General features: G+C 73.2%; 1 pseudogene. It reads left to right on the top strand.

Going from position 1 to position 231, the window contains the following annotated elements:
• Positions 1-114 (top strand): annotated as a pseudogene (locus ACEN88_RS36405) (3-oxoacyl-ACP reductase); the annotation flags it as partial.
• Between the last annotated feature and the right edge of the window lie 117 nt (positions 115-231).

Below are 231 nucleotides of genomic sequence, written 5' to 3' on the forward strand. Positions count from 1 at the left end.
TTCCTGGCGTCGCCCGCCGCCGCGATCGTGACCGGGGCCGTGCTCGCGGCCGATGGCGGCTCGACGATCGTCGACGTGCCCACCCTCGCCTTCGCGCGGCTGGAGGCGGCATGAGCGGGCGCAAGGACATCGACTTCGCGGGGAAAACCGCCATCGTGACGGGTGGCGCCAGCGGCATCGGCGAGTCCATCGCCCGGTTGTTCGCGGCCCACGGCGCATCCGTGCTGGTCG

This window comes from Massilia sp. CT11-108 (assembly GCF_047302915.1).
Taxonomy (GTDB): domain Bacteria; phylum Pseudomonadota; class Gammaproteobacteria; order Burkholderiales; family Burkholderiaceae_D; genus Telluria; species Telluria orientalis.